This is a genomic window from uncultured Eubacterium sp., assembly GCF_937958975.1.
Lineage (GTDB): Bacteria > Bacillota > Clostridia > Lachnospirales > Lachnospiraceae > Eubacterium_G.
Genome location: NZ_CALGRE010000054.1, coordinates 33996 through 48915 on the forward strand (window position 1 = coordinate 33996; position 14920 = coordinate 48915).

Genomic DNA, 14920 nt, shown 5'->3' on the forward strand with positions numbered 1-14920 from the left:
TCCTAGAGAACACCTCTGTTAAAATGTCCCCTTGTAGATTTATCATCTTCATAGACCAATTTATTATTAACAAAAGCACTTTCTGCCCTCGCAAGAATTTCATTGGTTGTTTCTTTATTTTCAAATGTAAGAGAAATCCTTACGCTGCTTACATTTAACCCCTGTATTTTGCTATGAAACTTAAACAATGACAGAGGATTGCTATTATACATAATATTATAACAGTATTCACATATACATTTCGTCTGGAAGATGTTATTTTTTCTATCTTTCAACTGATATATTGAATTTTTACCGATACAGTGATTTGTAGTCTTCAAACCACATCCCGCTGAAATCATAACCGGCATATATCCATATACAATCATTTCCTCCCCACTGCAGCCTCTTAGTTTCAATTCTTTATAATTAAGCTCCACTGGTACAGTGGTTTTAACATCTCCAAAGCTGCGATAAAACTCTTTCGCATTCTGATTATATGTATATACATTATAATCAAAAATATAGTTGTTTACGATACCTGTATTTTTTAAATAGAAATACTGCTCTATATTTCTGATTAACACACCATCAATTTTATCGGATAATTGACGAATTAACCCCATATAATTTTTTTTAAAATATTCTATATTATCCTTCCTAAAAACAAAAGGAAGGGCAATCATGCTTTTTTTCGATACATTATATATCTTTTGTATGGCACTATGCAAATCTCTCTTTGAAAAATCCTGTATTTCTATATATATTGTATCTATAAAATTCTTTTTTACAACTTCATTTAACTGCTCTATCGTGCTAACGGATGCATGAACGGATATCCCCGAAAAGTGCTCCTCTTTTATCTTAGAATTGTTCTCTAATTTTACTTTATCCCGACGATAGGATGACAATATTTCATCACAAATTTTATCAATAAATTTCCGCCTGATATTATTCATCTCACCAACCGGAACAAATAGACCTTCATCCAACTCTATTTTAACATTATGAAATGAAAAATCTGTGTTTCCTGTTTTACAAATCTGTTTTTTTATACTGCTTGCATCCATCGGACGTTTTAGTGCTGAAGCAGGCATCTCCCCACTGGCTTCTATACATTTTCCATCTAAATATGCGGTAATTTTAAATGGTTGATTTTTCTTACATGAGATATTAATATCAATTTGTTTCTTTAGTCTTTTTCCGGAATATTTTTCTCTTAAATAAGAAGTATACTCCTCATTCTCAATTCTGAATTTAGGTTTACAAAGCGATATCATCTCACGTCCGTTATGTTTCAAATAATAACTTTCATGAAATCCATTTCTGTTAAATAAATCATAGAGAAGTTTCTTATCATTTTCATCCACTTTATAAGCCATATTCTTTTGTAAACTATCATAATATAAATTAATATACTTTCTATAAATACTTACAACTCCGGCAATATATTCTAACTTTTTCATCCTTCCTTCTATCTTTAAAGAATATACACCCGATGAAATAATCTGTGGGAGAATACTAAGGGTACAAATATCTTTTGGACTTAAAACATATTTTTGATCCCCGTTATTTAATACTTCATTATCCTTTATAATATCATATTCCATTCGGCAGGGCTGTGCACATCTTCCCCTGTTTCCGCTTCTTCCACCAATATAACTGCTGAGAAAACATTGTCCGGAATAACAATAACACAACGCACCATGTACAAAACTTTCAATTTCAATTCCCGTATTATCATATATGTCTTGAATCTCACCCAAAGACAATTCTCTGGGCATGACAACGCGGGTAACTCCCATTTTTTTTAATTCCATTGCTGTTGTCTTTCCAAAGACTGTCATCTGCGTACTGGCATGTATATGTAGCTTTGGGAATTGTTTTCTGAAAAATTCAATTACACCGATATCCTGAACAATTACGGCATCTAAACCATTTTCGTAAAGCGGTAAAATATAATCATATAATTTTTGTGATATTTCCTCATCTTTTAACAATGTATTTACTGTTAAATACACTTTCTTATCATGTATATGGGCATAATGAATAACATCTATTAACTGTTCTTCTGTCAAATTATCAGCCCCGGCTCTTGCACCAAACATCTCACCTCCGGTATAAACAGCATCTGCTCCGGCGTTTAATGCTGCGATTGTACTGTCGTATGAGCCTCCCGGTGCTAAAAGTTCAACATTCATAGCAATCTCCAAATATTTCTAAAGTAAACGACCAGGTGCTACCTGATCGCTATTATATTCTAATCACTCATTTTTCAATTCTGTCTGTAATCTTACAATCTCTTTTTCCAATGTTTTTATCTTTTCTAAAGCATCCTCTAATTCTTTGGTAGTAGATTCCACTTTTGCATCAGAAACAATCAGTTCATGTTTTAAATCATAAACTTCTTTTTCCTTCATTTCTAAATCATTTTCTAACAAATCTGCCTGTTTCTTTGCTTTAAAATAATCATTTGCAATATTAATTTCCAAGAGAATCCGCTGCATATCCATTTTCTGCATACGATAACTCTCATTTTGTTTAAACTCCAAAATCATATTATTAATATAGGAAGCCACCTTTTGTAAATAAGCCTCACTTTCAAAGCCTCCGATATTATATATTTTTCCATCTATAATAACATCTATATAGTTCTTTGACGACATACTTTTCTCCTTAATTGTACAACCTAAAAAAACTTTTATAATAATATCATAAAATGCGTTAAATGTAAATTTATTGTTCCAATGGGAAACCGAGATGCCTGTATGCTGCTTCTGTAGCAATTCTTCCTCTCGGTGTTCTCTGTATTAATCCATTCTGAATCAGGTATGGTTCATAAACATCTTCCAAAGTTCCGGAATCCTCACCAAGCGCTGCCGCCAGAGTATCTAATCCTACCGGTCCACCTGCAAACTTCATTATAATTGTCTCTAAAATACTCCTGTCTCCCCGATCAAGTCCCAGCTTATCTACTTCGAGCAAATTCAATGCTATATTTGCAACTTCTTCTGTGATAACACCTTCATACTTAACCTGCGCAAAATCTCTCACTCTCTTTAAAATCCTGTTTGCAAGTCTTGGAGTTCCTCTCGAACGTCTCGCCATTTCTAATGCTCCATTTTTATCGATTTCTACTCCCAGTAAATTTGCAGATCTTATTATAATCTTTTCCAACTCAGAAACTGTATAAAACTCTAATTTGTTTATCACACCAAAACGGTCTCTTAAAGGTGCTGTGAGAAGTCCTGCCCTTGTCGTCGCTCCTACTAGAGTAAATTTAGGCAAATCCAGTCTGATAGAGCGTGCAGCCTGCCCCTTTCCAATCATAATATCAATAGAAAAATCTTCCATTGCAGGGTATAAAACTTCTTCTACCTGTCTGTTTAATCTGTGTATTTCATCAATAAATAAAATATCATTCTCTGATAAATTATTCAAAATAGCTGCCATTTCTCCCGGTTTTTCAATTGCCGGACCGGAAGTTATTTTAATGTTTACTCCCATTTCATTGGCAATTATTGTAGAAAGAGTTGTCTTTCCCAATCCAGGAGGACCATACAGCAAAACATGGTCCAACGGTTCATTTCTTGTCTTTGCTGCCTCTATAAATATTCTAAGGTTATTTTTTGCTTTTTCCTGTCCTATATATTGTTCCAGACGCGCTGGCCTTAACCCTTTTTCCATTACGACATCCTCTGTCGCCATTTCTGTCTGAATAATTCTTTTATTCATAAAAATTCCTCATTATACTATATGTTTCAATGCATTTTTCAACAATTCCTCGACATCCATATCTTCTGCATTTTTCACCTGCTTTATAGCATTATATGCTGAAGTCTTAGCATATCCCAGCGCCGTTAATGCTTCTATTACATCTCCATAAATACTGCTATCCACTACGGCCTCGCTGCTGTTTGCAGCTATAACCATCTCTTCTATATCTATTTTGTCTTTTAATTCTAAAATAATCTTCTGAGCTGTTTTATTTCCGATTCCCTGCGCCTTTGCTATTGCTTTCGCATCGCCGGATATAATAGACATGGCAAGCATATCACCCGGACATGCTGAGATAATTGCCAGTCCCCCCTTTGGTCCGACTCCGCTGACACCAATCAACATTTTAAAAAACTTCAATTCCTCTTTTGACAAAAAGCCAAAGAGAAGCATGGCCTCCTCACGAACATTAAAATATGTATATACTTTGATTTCTTCTCCGATACCCAAATGTTCCAACTCATGGGCGGGCATAAAAATTCCATAACCGATACCGTTATTATCTAAAATAACTTTATCTGTTTCTATATTTTCAACAACCCCTTTTATATATGCAATCATAATCTGTCTCCTAATGATTTAATCAGAACTACTGTACTTTATTTATCTAATAATACGAAAAAATGTTTCTTTCCCCTTAAGTAAATACTATTAGACAGAATGCCAATAATAAAGCCTGTTACAATACCGGAAATTATCAATATTGGAATATAAACCACAACACTTATATTTTCTACAACAAATGCAGCAACAATAATCTGACCGATATTGTGAAAAACACCGCCCATAACCGCAACAGAAATCATAGAAAACCTTTTAAAATATTTTAACAAAATCATTGCAATAAAACTTACCACTGCCCCTGCAATAGAAAAACAAATACTAAAAAGATTTCCAAACATAAATCCTATAATAAAGATTCGTATAATATTAATAAAAAGTGCTTCTTTATTTCCAAGAAGATACATTGCCATTATAACCGCAAAATTTGCCAGACCAAGCTTTGCCCCCCCAATGCCCGACACCGGAATAAAACTTTCTATATAGCTTAATATAATTGCAAAAGCTGAAAATAAAGCAAGTATGGAGACCTTTTTCGTCATAACTTCATATCTCCCCTCTTTCACTACTGTGCTTTCGCATCAACAGCATCACTGTTTTGTTTCTCTGCATTAACTCTGATAACTATTTTATTGGGCAGACATACTATTGTTTCTCCGCTGTTATGGATTTTTCCCTGTTTTTGACAAAGTTTATCCGGACAATCAGCATCAAGCATAAATACGAAACCTTTCTCTACTCGAACTACATTGACATGGTTATCTATTTTAACCTCAAATTCTGTATCTGTATCTAACGGAACTTTTTTAATCAATTTTGCCTCTAAATAAACCTCAACAACATCACCCTGCTTGGACATAAAATTATAAATCACAATATAACTGATAAATGCTATTATGACCAATATAACGATTAAAACAATATCTGCTTTATATTTTTTCATGATAAATCTCACTTCATAAACAAATCAAACATTTTTGCACAAGAACGAATGTTTACCGTAAGTATCATATCATATATGTTTTTTTTATACAAATATAATTTACTTTTCCTAAATGTACAAAAACACTCCCGCCCCTTACTTTTTCTTTTATATATGATATAATTTTTTTGAATAAATCATTTTTTATTTCCGGAGGGACACAAATGAGTTTTTTATATAAAAAATACTTCAAAAAAACACTTATCATTTTTATTATTTCAGCATTTATTTTCAATCTATCCGGTTGTAAAACAACTGGAGATTCACCTGTTTCACTTACCCATTTCTGTTTTAATACCGTAATAAAAATCACAATATATGAATATGCAGGAGAATCCGATAAGAAAGATATAATTAATGAATGTTTCGGATTATGTAATCATTTTGAAAAACTTTTCAGCAAAACGATTGAAGAAAGCGATATTTCTTTCATTAACCAAAGTAAAGGTAAACCCTGTAAAGTGAACCATGTTGTCTCAGATATCATTAACGACAGCCTTGAATACAGTAAAATCTCTGACGGTGCTTTTGACATTTCTATTGGAACACTCACTAAATTGTGGAATATGAACAGTGATTCACCGTCTGTTCCATCAGAAAAAGAAATTAGAAATGCACTGAAACATGTTAATTATAAAAATATTGGATGTGATGACGAGGAAGTTTATCTTTCAGATAAAAACATGAAGCTCGACTTAGGGAGCATTGTAAAGGGATTTGTTGCCGATAAACTAAAAAGCTATATGACAGCCGAAGGCGTCTCCTCGGCAATTATTGATTTAGGTGGAAATATACTTACAATCGGAAATAAACCAGATGATACTGATTTTATAATCGGAATTAAAAATCCATTTTATAATAATAAAGATATTCAACCGAAAAATTCCCTAAAAACAATCGATTATAATGCAAACAATGATGAGTATTGTGCTAAATTAGCTATAAGAGATAAATCTGTTGTGACCTCAGGAATATATGAGAGATATTTTAAAGAAAATGGTAAAATATATCACCATATTTTAAACACAAAAACCGGTTATCCTGTAGAAAATGAACTTGTGTCCGTCACAATTCTCTCAACTTCCTCTCAGGACGGTGATGCATTGAGCACAACTGCTTTTGCATTAGGATTAGATAAAGGAATATCTCTTATAAATAGAATGGATAAAACAGAAGCAATCTTTATCACCTGGGATGGACAATTACATCTCACAAACGGTCTTGAAATATCAGAAGATAAAAATATTCAACTTGAAACAACAGCAGAACAATAAGGAGCTATAAAGCTCCTTATTGTTTCCTCTTAATTGAGACTCTGAAAAACCTCAACATGAATTTCTTAAAATCAAATGGAATTAATGGATATATATAACTTGTCTGTGCGATTGTCCTATTCATTGCAATTGCCAAAGCAGATATAACAATTCCTCCAATCAGTCCCCATAAACCAAATATTTCTGTTAAGACTAATAATATTAATCTAAAAAATTTAATCGAATATGCAAATTCATAATTTTCATGCGTAAAATTAGCAATTGCCACTACCGCCATATAAAGCATTGTCTGCTGATTAAACCATCCTGTGTTTACTGCAAATTCCCCGATAACAATAGCCGCAATCAAACTCAAAGGTGTATTCAGCGTACTTGGTGTATTAATTGCCGCAAGCTTCAAACCATCAATTGCCAGTTCTAAGATTAACAACTGCCAAAAAATCGACACAAACTGCACTTCGGTTATCCGTGTAAACGATAGCCAATCCGGTAAATATACGGGATTATTTGCATAAAGCAAAAAAAGTGGTGTAAGCAATAAAGATAGCACTGTAATTGCTGCCCGCGCCAATCTCAAATACGTTCCAGTTATAGGTGGAAAATAATAATCATCTGCTTCTTCTATGACATCAAAAATTGTCGTAGGCAGTAACATAGCTGCCGGCGAATTGTCCACTAAAATACAAATTTGTCCTTCCAATATTTCTGCAGCAACCGTATCCGGTCTTTCTGTGTATCGAAATTTCGGAAAAGGATTAAACCAATGTCCTTTATGAATACACTCTGAAAGACTCTCCTGATTCATTGGCAAAGCATCTGCATCAATTTTATCAATCTGTTTTTTTATTCTGTCTAACAATTTTTTATCTACTCTGTCTTTCATATAACAGATAGCAATATCGGTTCTGGAACTCTTACCTGCCCTCGTTATTTCACACATATATTCAGGATTTCTGATACGTCTTCTAATCAACGCAGTATTGAGAATGAGTGTCTCCACAAATCCATCTCTGGAACCTCTCAAAACTTTATATTTTTCCGGTTCTTGAACGTTTCTTGCCGGGTACTGTCTCACATCAATCAACATAGCCTTTTCATAGCCATCTATCATAAGACAAATAACACCTGATAACAGAAGCGTCATTACATTATACTTATCACTATATAAGTCAATTTGTATATAAGGTATTTTATTATTTGCAAAGTTATCCACCGGCACCTTCAAATCTTCTTCTGTCAGTCCCGTAAAAAACTCCTGTACCTTTTGTATCATATCATTGTCACAAAAACCATTGATATAATACATGACCGCATTTTTTCCACCTACAACAAACTCACGCTTTAGTATATCGAAGCTCTCGTCTACATGTAAAATGTTATCAAAAACCTTAATATTTTCTTTTACACTTTTTTTAATAAAATTTTCCATAAAAAATCCTCACACTAGTATTAGTGTGAGAATTTTCATTTTAATTATTCATATATTTATAATTTTTCAATAACTTTTTTTGGACATTTTTGTACACAAGTCCCACAGTTCTGGCATTTATCCTGAACAATTGTAGCAAGATTATAACCAAAATCAATGGCATCATGTGGACAATTCTTTGCACATAGTCCACATCCAATACATCCGGCGCTGCATGCCTGCATAACGTCTTTTCCTTTATCATGAGAACTGCATTTTACCATATACTGCGTGTCCGCAGATATTATCGTTATTAAATTTTTCGGGCATGCACTTACACATTTTCCACACGCTTTGCATTTATCACTATCTACAACCGCTTTTCCATTTATAATATGTATAGCATCGAACTCACATGCCTTTACACAGCTTCCAAGTCCAAGGCACCCATAACCGCACGCTTTTGCACCCCCACCTGGAATATTTTCAGCATCCTGACATGACATATTTCCATAATAATTGTATTTATCTTTCGCCTTGTCACAATCTCCAGAACAGGCAACATAAGCAACCTTTTTGACAACTTTTGCTTCTATACCGACAATTTCAGAAACTAACTTAGCCACCGGTTCACCACCAACAGGACATGCAGACGGTTCGCACTCACCTTTTGCTATTGCAGCGGCCAGACCATCACATCCCGGAAAACCACAACCTCCACAGTTATTTCCCGGAAGTACTTCTCTGATAGCTGCTTCTTTCTCATCTACTTCTACAGCAAGAAACTTACCTGCAATTCCAAGTGCTATTCCTACTATCAGCCCAACACCACCTACAATAACTATTGCAAGCAATATGCCTTTTGCTGTAGCACTTATCGCTAATAATCCCATATTATTACGCCTCCTTAAATCACACCGGTAAATCCGGTAAATGCAATTGCCATCAGTCCGGAAGCCAAAAGAACCACCGGTGTTCCCTGAAATGCTTTCGGAATATTATTATTTTCTGATTTTTCTCTAATTCCCGCTAGAATTACAATAGCAATCAAAAATCCAACAGATGTTCCAAGTGAACTTGCCATACTTTCACCAAACCCATAACCACTGTCTATATTAGAAATAGCAACTCCTAAAACCGCACAGTTTGTTGTAATCAGTGGTAAATAAACTCCCAACGCCTGATACAAAGGTTTGACAAACTTTTTTAGTACCATTTCTACCAATTGAACAAAAGCTGCAATAACTAATATAAATACAATGGTCTGTAAATATTCCAATTGAAATGGCACAAGCAATGCATAATACAATCCATAAGTAACTGCCGAAGCAATCATAATAACAAAAATAACCGCTGCTCCCATTCCTGCCGCAGTATCCGTTTTCTTTGATACTCCAATGAAAGGACACAAGCCTAAAAATTGGCTGAGAACTACATTATTAACCAACGCAGCAGCGATTGCAATCAACATACAATTTACCATTATGCTTCCTCCTTTTCATCTTTATTACAAGTTTCATATTCTTTTCCGCAACCGGAACAGCCCGCGCAGCCTGCTTCACACTGCAGCTTCCTTGGTTTCTTTCCTCTGCTCAACCGAATCTGATTTTGAATTGCTATCATAAATGCCAATACAAAGAATGCACCCGGCGCCATAACAAAAATTCCGATACCATCCCAATGAGGTATGGAAACCCCTAAGATGGTTCCTGCACCTAATATTTCTCTAAAACCACCAAGCAATGATAAAGCAATCGTAAAACCAAGTCCCATACCGATTCCATCAAATACAGATGGCAACACAGGATTCTTGGATGCAAAACTTTCTGCTCTTCCCAAAATTATACAGTTTACTACAATAAGAGGAATATAAATACCAAGTGCACTGTTGAGTGATGGTAAATATGCCTCTAACAAAAATTGTAAAATTGTTACAAAACTTGCTACAATTACGATAAATGCAGGTACTCTGACACCGTTCGGTATTATTTTTCTCAACAATGATATTACAAGATTAGACATTACCAATACAGCCGTTGTACTCAAACCCATTCCTGCACCATTTATCAAAGAAGAGGTAACTGCAAGAGTCGGACACATGCCGAGAACCAGTACAAAAGTAGGGTTTTCTTTGATAATACCATTATATAAACGCTCTATACATTTTCCCATTACCTGCCACCTCCTATGATATATTCAACGCAATAAATTGCCGCATTCACACCATGAACAACTGCGTTAGAAGTAATTGTGGCACTGCTGATAGCATTAATTTCATTATCTGACGATGCGCCGCTTTTTTCATATTGAAAAAAATCAACCTTTTTATTCCCAAACTGCGATTTAAAATCATCCGCATCTGCTTTCATTCCAAGTCCCGGTGTTTCACAGAGAGAGAGGAACGAGATTCCAATCACAGTACCATCTTCCTTAATTCCTACAGTCATTTGGAGCGAGCCATCATAGGCTTCATGATCTGTAACAGTCACAATATAACCGATACTATTTCCCTCTTTATCATAAGCATTAGCAACACTGTCTATCGTTGCATTAAATGACTTTATTGCTGAGATATTATTTTTACTTTCATTTTCTTTTACTTTATCCTGAATAAATTGATATGCGGGTGTATCTGCGTTAGCAAAATCTGTTTTTATATAATCAAATCGCTCCATTCCCGGCATTACAGACTCATATGCCGCTAACATAGTCTTTTGTTCCTGATTTTTTCTCGCTTCCGATGTCACGTTATATACAAAGCCAAGTCCAAGTCCCGCCACCAATGTAATGGCAAACAATATTAATGTATTTTTAATAATCGCTTTCATATTATTTGCCTCCTTTCATCTTAACCACACCAAAAGCCTTTGGAATCGACCATTTTTCAATGAGTGGAACCAAAAGATTACAGAAAATAATTGCATAGGACACACCCTCTGCTGTATTTCCAAAAGTTCTGAAAACAGCTGTAAGAACACCTAAACAAATTCCAAAAATATATCTCCCTGATTTTGTGATAGGTGATGTAGTGTAATCTGTCGCCATAAAGAAAGCACCAAAAATCAATCCACCACCACATAAATGCATACATAAAAATTCAATATCCGTACTGCCATGAAACAACATAATACAAACAGCAAAAACCAAAATATATGTAATCGGTATTCTTAAATCAATTATTTTTCTTACAGTAAGATACAATACGCCTATTAATAGTGCAATAATACTCGTTTCGCCAATTGTACCCGAATGGTTACCAAGAAACATATCAAGTAGCGGAGAAGAACTTTCTCCCATGTTTTTCAATGCCGTAAGAGGTGTAGCGCTGGTTGCAGCATCTACTCCGCTTACGTCTTTCGGGAAAAATGCCGTCATATTCCCTGCAAAACTAAGCATCAAAAAGCATCTGGCACCAAGCGCCGGATTCATAAAATTTTGCCCCAATCCGCCAAATAACTGTTTTACAATAATGATTGCAAAGGCTCCGCCCAGCGCTGCCTTCCAATAAGGAAACGTACAAGGCAGATTAAGCGCTAAAATCATACCGGTTACTACCGCACTCAAATCAAAAATTGTAATTGTTTGATCTGAAATTGTCGTATAGATATATTCAGCAGCCACACAGGATATCACTGTCACTATAATAAGTAATGCTGAGTGAACTGCATACTTCATTCCAAAAAGATTCCCTGCATTGTATATTCCGAAAATTGTTGCCGGCAGTAATGCAATAATCACATCACGCATAATGGTCTGCGTTGTTAGTTTCGCCTTTACATGAGGGCTTGAAGATACATTATACATTTTTACTCACCCTTACCCTTTCCTGTGTGCTGCCTGCACTTTTTTCTTCATCGTTCTAACTGACTGTGTAATATTTCTATTCGCAGGACAGTTGAAATTACAAGTTCCACACTCAATACACTCCATACCATGCATTTTCACAAAGCTTTCCATGTCATCTGCCGCCGCAGCCTGAGCAAGCTTTGCACAGATAAGCCCCTCCGGACATACCTGAGCACATTTACCACAGTTTAAACAATTTGTGACTGTAGCATGTGCAATCTCATCCCGTTGAAACGCAAGAATCGCTGAGGAACCTTTTATCACCGGAACATCTAGCGTAAACATTGCCTGCCCCATCATTGGACCACCGGATAAAACTTTCTCTACATTCTCTTTTATTCCGCCTGCTTCCTCCACAACCAAAGCATGGCTTGTTCCAAAAGGAACCTCTAAATTACACGGTTGACCTATCCCGTCACCGGAAACAGTAACGATTCGCTCTGTCAAAGGCTTGTAAAACTTTACCGCTCTGTATATATTGTAGACAGTGTCTACATTATCAACAATACAACCCGCATCTGCCGGAAGCATTGAGGAATTGATTTTTCTATGTGTTATGGCATAAATGATATGCCGCTCTGACCCTTGTGGATATTTCGTCTTTAAAGCTGCAACTTCTATTTTATTTTCATTATCTGTAAGCTTTTTTAAATTTTCTATTACATCCGGTTTATTATTTTCCACCGCAATAACGCCTTTAGCATTTTCAAAAAGCTGTAACATTATTTTTAATCCTTCTATTACTTCCTGAGGCTGTTCCACCAGTCTCCTGTAATCAGAAGTAATATATGGTTCGCATTCCGCCGCATTTACAATAACATAATCAATAGCATTCTCATCCTTAGGTGCCAGCTTAACATGTGTAGGAAAACATGCACCTCCTAGACCTACCACTCCACAATCCTTTACGGCTTCCCTGATATATTCTTTCGTCCAAGGCTCTTTTTTTGCCTCGTACACAAACTCTTCATATTCTCCGTCATTTTCAATTATAACAGATAGCACTTTGCTTCCATTTGGTACAAGCCTTTGTTCGATTTTCTTTACTATCCCTGACACGGAGGAATGAATGTTTGCTGATATAAACCCATCTGCCGCAGCAATCAGTTCCCCTTTTAAGACTCTCTGTCCTGCTTCTACAACAGGCTTCGCCGGAGAACCAATATGCTGGGAAAGCGGCAATACCACTTCATCTCCCGGAAAAATCTGCCTAACAGACACGTCTTTCGACAGTTCTTTTCCATCATATGGATGAACTCCGCCTTTAAATGTTAGAATAGACATTTTAATACCTCTTTTCAATTTATTTCAATACCAATAAATAATAATGGCATATATATCAAAACCCATTTTTCGCTATAAATCCCCATCTGTTCTATAATAATACTTTTTGTCAATTTCTTCAATGGGAAAGGCTAGTACTTATTTTTCAAAAAAATAAAATGAATTATTTAAAGTTATTCAAGCAAACATAAGAAAATGCTGCTATTCTCAAAAGAGTAAAACAGTATTCTAATTTATATTGTCAATTACAAAAAAAATATGATAATATAAATATATGTTAGTAATTAGAGATAAAGCAAATACAAAAATTGAATATCCAATTTCTGAGATAGCAGATACCGATAAAGTTTTATTTTTTGATATTGAGACAACCGGCTTTTCTAGAAAATATTGTAATGTTTATTTAATTGGCTGTATGTATTTTTCAGGAAAAGAATTATCGTACATACAATGGCTTGCCGAGAATTTCAATGATGAGGCAAACGTCCTCATGGCTTTCCATAAATTTATACAAAATTTTAATACAATCATACATTTTAATGGAAATAATTTTGACATACCTTTTGTAAAAGAACGTGGCGCAAAATATAAATTAGACTTTTGTTTTGAAAACTTTAAAAGTATTGATATTTACAAACCATTGTCCAGACTCAATCATATTTTAAAAATGGAAAATCTCAAGCAAAAATCCTTTGAAAAAAAATTATCAATCCATCGTGAAGACCCATTCTCCGGTGGAGATTTAATAGAAGTTTATAAACAATATGTAGAAACAAAGGATGAGCGCCTCATTTTTCCATTACTCCTCCACAATCGCGAAGATGTGTTCAATATGGGAAAACTGATATCTCTTCTATCCATTGGCGATTTATTTGAGAAAAAATTCACATTAATCGATTATGAATTTCAAGATTACAAAAATATAAATGGAGAAGTTGAAAAAGAATTATTAATTCATTTAGAATTAGAGAATCCTATTCCCTTTCCGTTATCCTATCATTACACTATCCATTTAAACGCAAATGATAATCGGGCAGTTATAACGATTCCTATTATTTATGGTACCTACAAATACTTTTTCTCGAATCCAAAGGATTATTATTATCTTATCCTGGAAGATAAAGCAGTCCACAAAAGTATTTCAGGTTTTGTAGATAAACAATATCGAAAACAGGCAACTGCCTCTACATGTTATGAAAAGTTTTCCGGAGAATTTTTACCCGTATTTGATTTGAAAAATTCAGCTTGGACACATATTTTAAAAGAAGATTATAAATCAAAATCAGGATTTATCCAATCCAATACCCTGAATGATAATAATATCTCTTCCTATGTGTACTCTATTCTGGATTATATAAACGAAAAACCTCAAATGACCGGAAGCGGCATCAGCCGCATTCCGGGATTGTAAGCGGCCGTCAAATGTCCATCTATGCAAGCATGATTTCCATTTTCCTCGTCGCCATCACAAAAAGAAAGAGGTTCACATCTAAGTGAACCTCTCTGTTTCAGAAAAAACAAAATGTTATTTACCGCTCATCTGTCTTTCCTGAGCTTCAATCATCTTCTTAACCATCTGTCCACCAACAGAACCAGCCTGAGCTGATGTTAAGTTACCATTGTAACCATCTGTAAGCTGAACACCTACTTCTGATGCACACTCCATTTTGAATCTGTTCATAGCACTCTTTGCTTCTGGAACATTAACCTTGTTTGAATTACTCATTTCAATTACCTCCATTTTTCATATTAGAAATTTAGAAATTGTAACCAAGCTTCAATTGAATTTTTGTTACAATAGTATTATGT

Annotated in this window: 16 protein-coding genes; 2 read left to right on the top strand and 14 right to left on the bottom strand. The window is 34.8% G+C overall.

The genetic code is table 11. The features are described from left to right. Positions 1 to 2 precede the first annotated feature (2 nt). The 6 genes from Q5O86_RS10040 to Q5O86_RS10065 form a co-directional block, all read right to left on the bottom strand. On the bottom strand, positions 3 to 2180 hold the full coding sequence (locus Q5O86_RS10040) for a U32 family peptidase (protein WP_302627013.1): 2178 nt from the start codon (positions 2178 to 2180) through the stop codon (positions 3 to 5). A 63-nt stretch (positions 2181 to 2243) separates the two neighbouring features. Then, positions 2244 to 2645, bottom strand: coding sequence for a cell division protein ZapA (zapA, locus tag Q5O86_RS10045; RefSeq protein WP_302627014.1), 402 nt, complete (start codon positions 2643 to 2645; stop codon positions 2244 to 2246). A 70-nt stretch (positions 2646 to 2715) separates the two neighbouring features. After that, entirely contained in the window at positions 2716 to 3714 is a 999-nt protein-coding gene (gene ruvB / locus Q5O86_RS10050) for a Holliday junction branch migration DNA helicase RuvB (RefSeq protein WP_302627015.1), read from the bottom strand. Between the two features lie 12 nt (positions 3715 to 3726). Then, positions 3727 to 4317 carry a Holliday junction branch migration protein RuvA gene (gene ruvA, locus Q5O86_RS10055; RefSeq protein WP_302627016.1) on the bottom strand — a complete coding sequence of 197 codons (591 nt, stop codon included), beginning with the start codon at positions 4315 to 4317 and terminating at the stop codon, positions 3727 to 3729. A 38-nt stretch (positions 4318 to 4355) separates the two neighbouring features. Further along, entirely contained in the window at positions 4356 to 4859 is a 504-nt protein-coding gene (locus Q5O86_RS10060; RefSeq protein ID WP_302627017.1) for a Gx transporter family protein, read from the bottom strand. 23 nt (positions 4860 to 4882) lie between these two features. Further along, entirely contained in the window at positions 4883 to 5260 is a 378-nt protein-coding gene (locus Q5O86_RS10065) for a NusG domain II-containing protein (protein WP_302627018.1), read from the bottom strand. A gap of 203 nt (positions 5261 to 5463) precedes the next feature. Between Q5O86_RS10065 and Q5O86_RS10070 the strand changes: the two genes are divergently transcribed. Continuing rightward, positions 5464 to 6573 (top strand): FAD:protein FMN transferase, encoded by a 1110-nt coding sequence (locus tag Q5O86_RS10070; protein ID WP_302627019.1) that lies wholly within the window; start codon positions 5464 to 5466, stop codon positions 6571 to 6573. A 16-nt stretch (positions 6574 to 6589) separates the two neighbouring features. Here the strand turns inward: Q5O86_RS10070 and Q5O86_RS10075 are convergent, their stop codons facing one another. The 7 genes from Q5O86_RS10075 to rsxC are packed head-to-tail and all read right to left on the bottom strand — an operon-like array spanning position 6590 to position 13111. After that, positions 6590 to 8002 (bottom strand): spore germination protein, encoded by a 1413-nt coding sequence (locus Q5O86_RS10075; RefSeq protein ID WP_302627020.1) that lies wholly within the window; start codon positions 8000 to 8002, stop codon positions 6590 to 6592. Between the two features lie 56 nt (positions 8003 to 8058). Next, the gene (locus Q5O86_RS10085) at positions 8059 to 8874 is read right to left on the bottom strand and encodes an RnfABCDGE type electron transport complex subunit B (protein ID WP_368074771.1); all 816 of its coding nucleotides are present in this window, start codon (positions 8872 to 8874) and stop codon (positions 8059 to 8061) included. Between the two features lie 14 nt (positions 8875 to 8888). After that, on the bottom strand, positions 8889 to 9464 hold the full coding sequence (locus Q5O86_RS10090) for an electron transport complex protein RnfA (RefSeq protein WP_302627021.1): 576 nt from the start codon (positions 9462 to 9464) through the stop codon (positions 8889 to 8891). Continuing rightward, positions 9464 to 10153 (bottom strand): electron transport complex subunit RsxE, encoded by a 690-nt coding sequence (gene rsxE / locus Q5O86_RS10095; RefSeq protein ID WP_302627022.1) that lies wholly within the window; start codon positions 10151 to 10153, stop codon positions 9464 to 9466. Before rsxE ends, Q5O86_RS10090 begins: the two co-directional genes overlap by 1 nt. Next, positions 10153 to 10809, bottom strand: a complete 657-nt coding sequence (locus tag Q5O86_RS10100; protein WP_302627023.1) for an FMN-binding protein — start codon at positions 10807 to 10809, stop codon at positions 10153 to 10155. Before Q5O86_RS10100 ends, rsxE begins: the two co-directional genes overlap by 1 nt. 1 nt (position 10810) lies before the next feature. Then, positions 10811 to 11785, bottom strand: coding sequence for an RnfABCDGE type electron transport complex subunit D (locus tag Q5O86_RS10105; RefSeq protein ID WP_302627024.1), 975 nt, complete (start codon positions 11783 to 11785; stop codon positions 10811 to 10813). Between the two features lie 12 nt (positions 11786 to 11797). Continuing rightward, positions 11798 to 13111, bottom strand: a complete 1314-nt coding sequence (rsxC, locus tag Q5O86_RS10110; protein ID WP_302627025.1) for an electron transport complex subunit RsxC — start codon at positions 13109 to 13111, stop codon at positions 11798 to 11800. A 274-nt stretch (positions 13112 to 13385) separates the two neighbouring features. Between rsxC and Q5O86_RS10115 the strand changes: the two genes are divergently transcribed. Further along, entirely contained in the window at positions 13386 to 14522 is a 1137-nt protein-coding gene (locus Q5O86_RS10115) for a ribonuclease H-like domain-containing protein (RefSeq protein WP_302627026.1), read from the top strand. A gap of 114 nt (positions 14523 to 14636) precedes the next feature. Here the strand turns inward: Q5O86_RS10115 and Q5O86_RS10120 are convergent, their stop codons facing one another. Then, a complete protein-coding gene (locus Q5O86_RS10120; protein WP_302627027.1) occupies positions 14637 to 14837 on the bottom strand; it encodes an alpha/beta-type small acid-soluble spore protein in 201 nt (66 codons plus the stop codon). Between the last annotated feature and the right edge of the window lie 83 nt (positions 14838 to 14920).